The 268-nt window shown below is 44.0% G+C and carries 1 protein-coding gene; it reads right to left on the bottom strand.

From position 1 onward, the window contains the following. Positions 1-201: hypothetical protein (locus tag ACLJNW_RS25490; RefSeq protein ID WP_410961405.1), on the bottom strand; the 201-nt coding region annotated here is incomplete at its 3' end. Positions 202-268 lie beyond the last annotated feature (67 nt).

The raw sequence follows: 268 nt of genomic DNA on the forward strand, positions 1-268 counted from the left end.
GGAAGGGCCAGGGCTTGATGTTCTAATTCCAATAGATCGGAATTGGCTGCAGTGTGGGTCTTCAGTTGCAATGGAGCTATTAGGGCTTAGTAATCTGTGTAATGTGATTATATAGATACACACCAAAATCTCATCCTCCTCCTCCTCCTCTTCAGGGGTCTTCAAGCTCTGCATTTTCTTTATTGGTGGTTTGGGGAACATTAGATCTCCAGTGATGTTCTCTATGTAGCATCTATGTAGAGCCTCTGTAGATCCACAGTCCATAGAG

Origin of the sequence: Salmonella sp. SAL4457 (assembly GCF_046548235.1) — a bacterium.
Lineage (GTDB): Bacteria > Pseudomonadota > Gammaproteobacteria > Enterobacterales > Enterobacteriaceae > Salmonella > Salmonella enterica.